This is a genomic window from Candidatus Villigracilis sp., assembly GCF_057083605.1.
The window spans coordinates 1-7,204 of record NZ_JBXMTI010000085.1 but is presented as its reverse complement, the minus strand read 5'-3'; the positions used below and the strand labels follow the sequence as shown (position 1 = coordinate 7,204).

The window sequence follows — 7,204 nt, the reverse complement described above, 5'->3', positions numbered from 1 at the left end:
TTTCAGGCAAAATGTGATGCGGCTGTGCCTCCCCTGCCGCGACGATTTCATCACGCACCTTCTTCGGGAAAGGAATATCCACAAGAGAGTCTCCATGGATATGACCGATCTCGCGCTTGCCGATTCGAAACTCCGTGCCGCCAAAACGGTGAGGGTGAGACTCCATCCCTTCCCATGTGAGTAAGATATCAATAATTTGTTTTGAAGCGCCACGAACGGACATAAATTTCTCCTTCTTTTTTCAGAACGCATGGATGATGGTACTTCTTACCATATGAGTTAAATCCTCTGCCTTATATCTGGCAATCGAATATAATCCTGAAGCGTTCAAATGAATCTTAATGGCATGACAATATTGATTTACCCAGGACGATGATGATAAAAAAAATTTCAAATTGGCTGCTTATTTTAGGTGGTTTGTGGATAATCATCCTCTGCGTGTGGGCATACTTTGCACTGGGACATCCGCGAAACACACAGAAGTGGAAGCAGGAACCACCGCCCGAAGCATTTTCCCTGCTCAGGCTGGGAGAGGCGGGCGAAGTCCTTGGGCAGACAACAGATGGGAATTTATACGAATACACTTACGGCGAGAAACAGCCTTGGAAAAAAGTGACCGAACCATCCGGGACCCCGTCGCTTGGTTACTATTGTGTCCCGCATGACTCGAATTACTCGGTAGCCTCTCCACCAGGGAAGGTAATATCATGGGTCAAAGAAAGTTGCGTCTACGCAGAGTCGAATTATTATTTTGAAGTGGTCCTGTTGGAAAACGGGGAGGTTTGGTCCTGGCAATATGAAGTGTATGCTTACACTCGGATGGCTGTCGTTTACCTCCTTATCATCGGACTTGCGGTAGGGGCGTTGATTCTGTCCCTGGGCGCTGGTTTGAAGGTTTACCAGAGGATAAAAAAATAACCGGGGTGATGTTTAAAAGCAGATGAATACACCGGTGGTTGAGCACCGAAACCACCACATAACAAGGGTACTTCAAATTACTGGTGGTTTCGATACAGGGCGGGAAAACCCCGCCCCTACTCAACCACCGAGGCATAAAAAACAGGAGATAAATATAAAATGTGTGGAATTTTCGGATACGTTTCAAATAAAGAAGAAACACTCGGGCCAATTTTGATCGCCGCCGCAGAGAGATTAACTTATCGCGGCTATGACTCGGTCGGCGCGGCGACGTTGAATAATGGCAAGATCGATCTGCGCAAAGATACTGGTAAAGTAGATTCGGTGGCGGCGAAATATAACATCGCGGAAATGCGCGGGCAACGCGGGATTACGCAATTGCGTTGGGCCACATTCGGTGAGCCTTCGCAAGTTAATTCACAGCCACATTTGGATTCGGATGGTGACATGGTCGGCGCACATAATGGTAACGTGGTAAACAACGTGGAACTGCGTCTGGAATTCATGGCGGAGGGCATGACCGTCCGTTCGCAGAATGATGGCGAGACTTGTGTCCACGCGGTGGAACGATATATCAAGCGCGGATACGAATTCATTGACGCGATCCGTTTGGCGTATGGTGACTTGCAGGGCGATTATGCCTTTGTCATCGGGCGCGCGAATGATGACAAACTCTATGCGTTCAAAAAAGGGTCGGGCATGGTGATCGGCATTGGCGATGGCTTCACTTGTCTTTCGTCTGACCTGCCTTCGATCTTGCCGTTGACACGGGACGTCATCCGCCCGCAGGATGGGGAGATCGTGACGTTGTGGGCGGACCATGTGGAAGTGCGCTCTGTCAAAGATGGCAAACAAATCATCCGAATGCCAGAAACAGTTACCGAGTCGATGGATGCGGTGCAGAAGGGCGGGTATCCGCATTTTATGTTGAAGGAAATCCACGAGCAGGCACAAGTCGCCCGTGAGTTAATCCACTTACTGGACGGCAGTCCCGATGTGCAACCGTTGGTCGAAAAGATGAAGAACGCGCGTCATCTGTATTTGATCGGATGCGGCACGAGTTATCACGCCGCGGCGGTGGGCTCGGTGTACATCGCGCAACTGGCGGGGCTCACCGCGATCCCCGTGCTTGCGCCGCAGTTCATCGCGCAATACGCGCCCGCGGTTGGATATGAAGACGTGGGGATTTTCGTCAGCCAATCGGGCGAGACCAAGGATGTGCTCAATGCGTTGGAAGCCGCCGAGAAGCGCGGCATGGCTTGTTTTGGATTGGCGAACGTGGTGGGCTCCACGCTGACGAAGGCGACTTCGTTCTGTCTACCCCTGTGCTGCGGCTACGAAATCAGCGTGCCCGCCACGAAGACATTTACCAACCAGGTCGTGACGTTCCTGTATCTGGCGTATCGGATGGCGGGTCTTGATACGCCCCTTGGTCTCGATACGCCGCGCGAAGATCAGCGCGGCTACTCGACCAGCGGAGCTGGGCGAATGATTGACCGTATCCCTGAATTGATGGAGCAGACGATTGAGATGGTCGGACCACAGATCGAAGCGATTGCGAAAGACATCAACGAGTGGAACGACATGTACTGTCTCGGCTACGGCGCGACCTACCCGATCGCTTTGGAAGGCGCGTTGAAATTAAAAGAAATTACTTATGCCCATTGCGAAGGCATGCTCTCGACTGAGTTCAAACACGGACCGCTCTCCGCGGTGAGCAAGGGATTCCCGATCATCTTCTGCGCGGGACCGAACGATGTACCGCTCATCATCAGCGGCATCAATGAAGTGAAAGTCCGCGGCGCACGCACGATCACCATCGCCGAAGAGGACTCCCGCCTGCGCGCCAACGGCGATGATCTAGTGGTTATTCCTAAATCAGATGCGCAGATTTCTGCTTTGCTTGGTGTGTTGCCGTTGCAGTTGCTTTCGTATCACATGAGTGTGATGAGAGGGTTTGATCCTGATTTCCCGAGGAATTTGTCCAAGACATTGACTGTTGATTAGGTAAACGGACTTTGTAATGGATTCACGGATAACGGATGGCGAAACAATTCGAGTAAAATAGAAAAAATGTTTGCTTGACAGCATCGCTATTTCTGGCGATAATAGAGGCATATCCCCCAGTAGTAGCTTCGGCGAACCTGGTGCGAGACCGCCTCACGGCGGTCTCTGTGTTTAAGGGCTTATGAAAATAAATATTTACATTGACGGCTTCAACTTTTATTACGGCTGTATCAAAGGCACATCCTACCATTGGTTGGATGTAGGAAAGATGTGCAGTTTACTTCTCCCCTACGACCAGATACACCGTATCAAGTATTTCACTGCGCTCGTTGAAGCCCGCCCGAATGACCCTGACCAACCTTTGCGCCAACGAGCATTCTTGCGCGCTCTGCAAACCATTCCAAACCTTGAAATCATTTTAGGCACTTTTCTTTCGCATGAAGTAAGTATGCCGCTTTCCCCGATTGGCAGTGGTTATGCCAAAGTCATCAAAACAGAAGAAAAGGGTTCAGACGTTAATATTGCCACGCATTTGTTGATGGATGGTTTCAGAAATGATTATGAACTCGCGGTAGTTGTTTCAAATGATTCGGATTTACTTATGCCTATTCAGGTTGTCACACAAGAATTCGGAAAACCTGTCGGATTGCTCAATCCACAAAAGCACCCGAGCATGGCGTTATTGCCCTATGTTCAATTTATCAAAAAATTCGCGGTTCCGTTCTCAAAAACAGCTTGTTTCCAGACATGATGAGCGACAAAGACGGGCAATTTTCAAAGCCTGCGGACTGGTAATTTCTGTCTGATTTCCCGATGGATTTTTCCAAGACACCAATGGAAGGTTTTTATTCTGGAAATATTGATTCAAGCAAAGGTGGTGTAACATGAAAAAATTTCTTATCGCTCACATGTGGTGGATAACTTTACTACTTGCTCTTGCCATGTTAATCGCCCATACAATTTCCTATGACGTTATTAAAGTTGACAACATTTCCATAATACTTTTAGTCGTTATGTTATTAAGCCCTTTCACAACAGCAATCACAAAAATAAAAATTGGCGATTTTGAAGCAGAAGTAAATCCAGAAGAAGTAAGAAAAATTAAGGAACAATTTGAAGCACGCTCCAAAAATACCGACGAATCAACAGAAATGCCTGAAATAGACAAAACCATTGAAGGTATAAAATCTATAGCCGAATCAGATCCAATGCTTGCTCTTGCAAAGTTAAGAATTGAATTGGAAAAGATTTTAAATAAACTTCTTCGATTATCACGCAGTGACAGCTACGAAGAAAAGGCATTATCGGCAGGACAACTTGTATATAAATTAGAAAGCAATGGCACTCTCCCTACAGACATTTCTGCACCAACAAGAAATGTAATTCAAATTTGTAACAGAGCAATTCATGGTGAGGATATAAGAGAACAAGACGCACAATCAGTTACAGAAATAGGCTTGTCATTACTTCGTGAGATTTCATATATTGCGCAAGATTACGTTCATGAACCACTAGAAACAGAAATAATTGACAAAGGCACTCTTAATGAATTTGAAGATTCAAAATACCGTGTAACCACTATAGTTCCATTAGTGAACAAGCCATATAAAGCGATTCGCATTTTAGATCAAGAAGGGTTAAATGAGTTGTTAGAGGGCTATAGTGAATACGCAGAATTTATTGTGGATATTACACGGGTTAATTCTGAGAGCTCGCATAATATTATTAAGGGCAGAAAAAACAAAAAGCCATCCGTAAAAAGAAAATAACAGCAAAATTCGAGCGAAGCGAGGGATGGATTGGGGAAGAGATTGCAGAGAAGCTGCCCATGTCACATGAGCAGGGCGATAGATTAAATTAACTAAATTTGGAGCTTAACCTAATGAACACTTTCACCAATCTTCTCCTTCAGTTTAAAGAAATCATAGTTGCATTGATTGCAGTTTTCGGAGTCGTCCTTCCTTACCTAATCCAAAGGAATAAGGAATATAAATTAAAACTTGTGGAACAAAAAATTGCGGCTTACTCAGAGTTTTTACGTGATTTCACTGAAACTGCTGTTCTTATAATGCACAATGAAAAAACAGAGGGCAAAAAATTTGACAGACAAAGAATGTTGGCGAGAAATCAGGTTTTGCTATACGGCAGTGATGATGTCATAAAAGCATATGATAAGTGGGTGATGTTTACAGACAGCGGTGGAAAAGGTGGAAGCGATGAAGATGTTGTGCTTTTCGGAAATTTATTATTGAAAATCCGTCAAGACATAGTGGGAAAAACAAAAGTTACTGTGGGTGACATTGGTAATCTAAACCCCTTTAATCGCGGTTAAACAAATAGCGTCAAACTCCAAGCGAAATTGAGGCAGATGGGAAAGAGATTGCAGAGGAGATGTCCATGTCAATTTTACATTCCGCCTATTTTCTTCTACGGGACTATAATCGAAATTAGATCATTCCACAATTGACCTAATCAACAAGCATAGACCGCTGGGAGGGCCCAATGAAAGTGCTTTTGATCTATCCTGAATTCCCCGACACATTCTGGGGTTTTAAACATGTCTTAAAGTTCATTCACAAGCAAGCCGTCTTGCCGCCGTTAGGTTTGCTGACCGTTGCGGCCATGTTGCCTTCTTCATGGGAGAAACGCCTGGTGGATCTGAACGTCCGTAAACTTACGGACAAAGACCTGGCTTGGTCTGACATTGCCCTGATCAGCGCCATGGCCGTTCAACGCCAATCGACCCATCAGGTCATTGCACGCTGCAAGGCAATTGGGGTGAAGATCGTGGCAGGTGGTCCGCTGTTTACGGCTGAATATGACCAGTTCGATATGGTCGACCATTTTGTGTTGAACGAAGCCGAACTGACACTGCCACCGTTCTTGCGGGACCTCGAGCAGGGTTCTGCTAAACGAATTTACTCTTCCGTCGAATTCCCCGATCTGCATCAAACACCTGCACCGCTGTGGGAGCTGCTGGACTTAAAACATTACGCTACCATGGCGGTCCAATATTCGCGCGGTTGTCCCTTTGATTGCGAATTTTGTAATATCACCGCCCTCTTGGGGCACCGACCACGCGTCAAGACGGCCAAACAGATCATCCGCGAACTGGATGGACTATACAGCCTTGGCTGGCGGGGAGCTTTTTTCTTCGTGGACGACAACCTGATTGGAAACAAGAAACATCTCAAACAGGAATTGTTACCTGCGCTAATCGAGTGGCGTAAGGGCAAAGGCGGCTTGAGCTTCAGCACTGAAGTTTCGATCAACCTGGCTGACGATGACGAATTGATGAAACTTATGTATGAGGCCGGGTTCGATACCGTATTTATCGGAGTGGAAACTCCTGATGAAGACAGCCTTACCGAATGCAACAAGAAACAGAACCGGCATCGTGATCTGCTCGGGGATATAAAGCGCATCCAGCACAATGGCATTCAGGTCCAGGGTGGTTTTATCATCGGTTTCGACAGCGACACCCCCTCGATTTTCCAGCGCCAGATCGAATTCATTCAGAAAAGTGGTATTGTCACAGCCATGGTCGGCCTCCTGCAGGCCCCCATCGGTACCCGCCTCTATGAGAGGATGAAGCGTGAAGGTCGTCTGCTCGGTATCATGTCCGGTGATAATGTAGATGGGACAACGAACATCATTCCCAGGATGAATAAGGAGGTGTTGTACAACGGCTATAAAACCGTCATCAACACCCTGTATTCCTCAAAAAATTACTATGCCCGTGTGAAGACTTTACTGAAAGAATTCAAGCCACCCAGGATCAATGCTCCCATCGACTTTGATCGTTTTCTGGCTCTCTTGCGGTCAATCGTTCGTCTGGGTATTCTGGACAAAGAGCGAGTTTACTATTGGAAGCTGTTCTGCTGGACTCTTTTGCGTAAGCCAAAACTCTTTCCTCTGGCAATCACCTTTGCCATATACGGCTACCACTTCCGACAGATTTGTAACCTGCACATTAGAAAAAGCGGACTCGCATAATCAATCTGAAAAACTTCCATTGTTGTTAAATATCTCTGACGCGATGAACCCCTGTCCACCAAGTGATATCTCGAATACAACATGAAGCATGTACATGGGATATATCCCCCCCTTCCCAAATCCCGCTACGGGGACGATGTGGGAAGGGGGCCGGTCGGTTGATGATTGTGGTGATTTTCCGCAGCAAAGCAACTTTTGTTTCAGGAGATATTGCTTCTCCCCCTTGGGGGACGTGTACCCGAGCGTAGCGAGTGGTAGACGGGAGAGGGGTTTGTTCGTTGAA

7 protein-coding genes are annotated in these 7,204 nt (G+C 46.7%); 6 read left to right on the top strand and 1 reads right to left on the bottom strand.

The features are described from left to right. Positions 1 to 223 (bottom strand): luciferase domain-containing protein (locus tag AC14M5_RS12890; RefSeq protein WP_484030078.1); only part of this gene is annotated, 223 nt, incomplete at its 3' end. A gap of 152 nt (positions 224 to 375) precedes the next feature. On the opposite strand from AC14M5_RS12890, the gene AC14M5_RS12885 reads away from it, so the two are divergent. From AC14M5_RS12885 to AC14M5_RS12860, 6 genes are all read left to right on the top strand, one after another. Further along, entirely contained in the window at positions 376 to 918 is a 543-nt protein-coding gene (locus AC14M5_RS12885; RefSeq protein WP_484030077.1) for a hypothetical protein, read from the top strand. Positions 919 to 1,077: 159 nt separating this feature from the next. Next, a complete protein-coding gene (gene glmS, locus AC14M5_RS12880; RefSeq protein WP_484030076.1) occupies positions 1,078 to 2,925 on the top strand; it encodes a glutamine--fructose-6-phosphate transaminase (isomerizing) in 1,848 nt (615 codons plus the stop codon). A 181-nt stretch (positions 2,926 to 3,106) separates the two neighbouring features. Next, a complete protein-coding gene (locus tag AC14M5_RS12875) occupies positions 3,107 to 3,676 on the top strand; it encodes an NYN domain-containing protein (protein ID WP_484030075.1) in 570 nt (189 codons plus the stop codon). 133 nt (positions 3,677 to 3,809) lie between these two features. Continuing rightward, a complete protein-coding gene (locus tag AC14M5_RS12870; RefSeq protein ID WP_484030074.1) occupies positions 3,810 to 4,694 on the top strand; it encodes a hypothetical protein in 885 nt (294 codons plus the stop codon). 113 nt (positions 4,695 to 4,807) lie between these two features. After that, positions 4,808 to 5,257, top strand: coding sequence for a hypothetical protein (locus AC14M5_RS12865; RefSeq protein ID WP_484030073.1), 450 nt, complete (start codon positions 4,808 to 4,810; stop codon positions 5,255 to 5,257). A 170-nt stretch (positions 5,258 to 5,427) separates the two neighbouring features. Then, positions 5,428 to 6,921 (top strand): B12-binding domain-containing radical SAM protein, encoded by a 1,494-nt coding sequence (locus tag AC14M5_RS12860; protein WP_484030072.1) that lies wholly within the window; start codon positions 5,428 to 5,430, stop codon positions 6,919 to 6,921. The last annotated feature ends 283 nt before the right edge of the window (positions 6,922 to 7,204 follow it).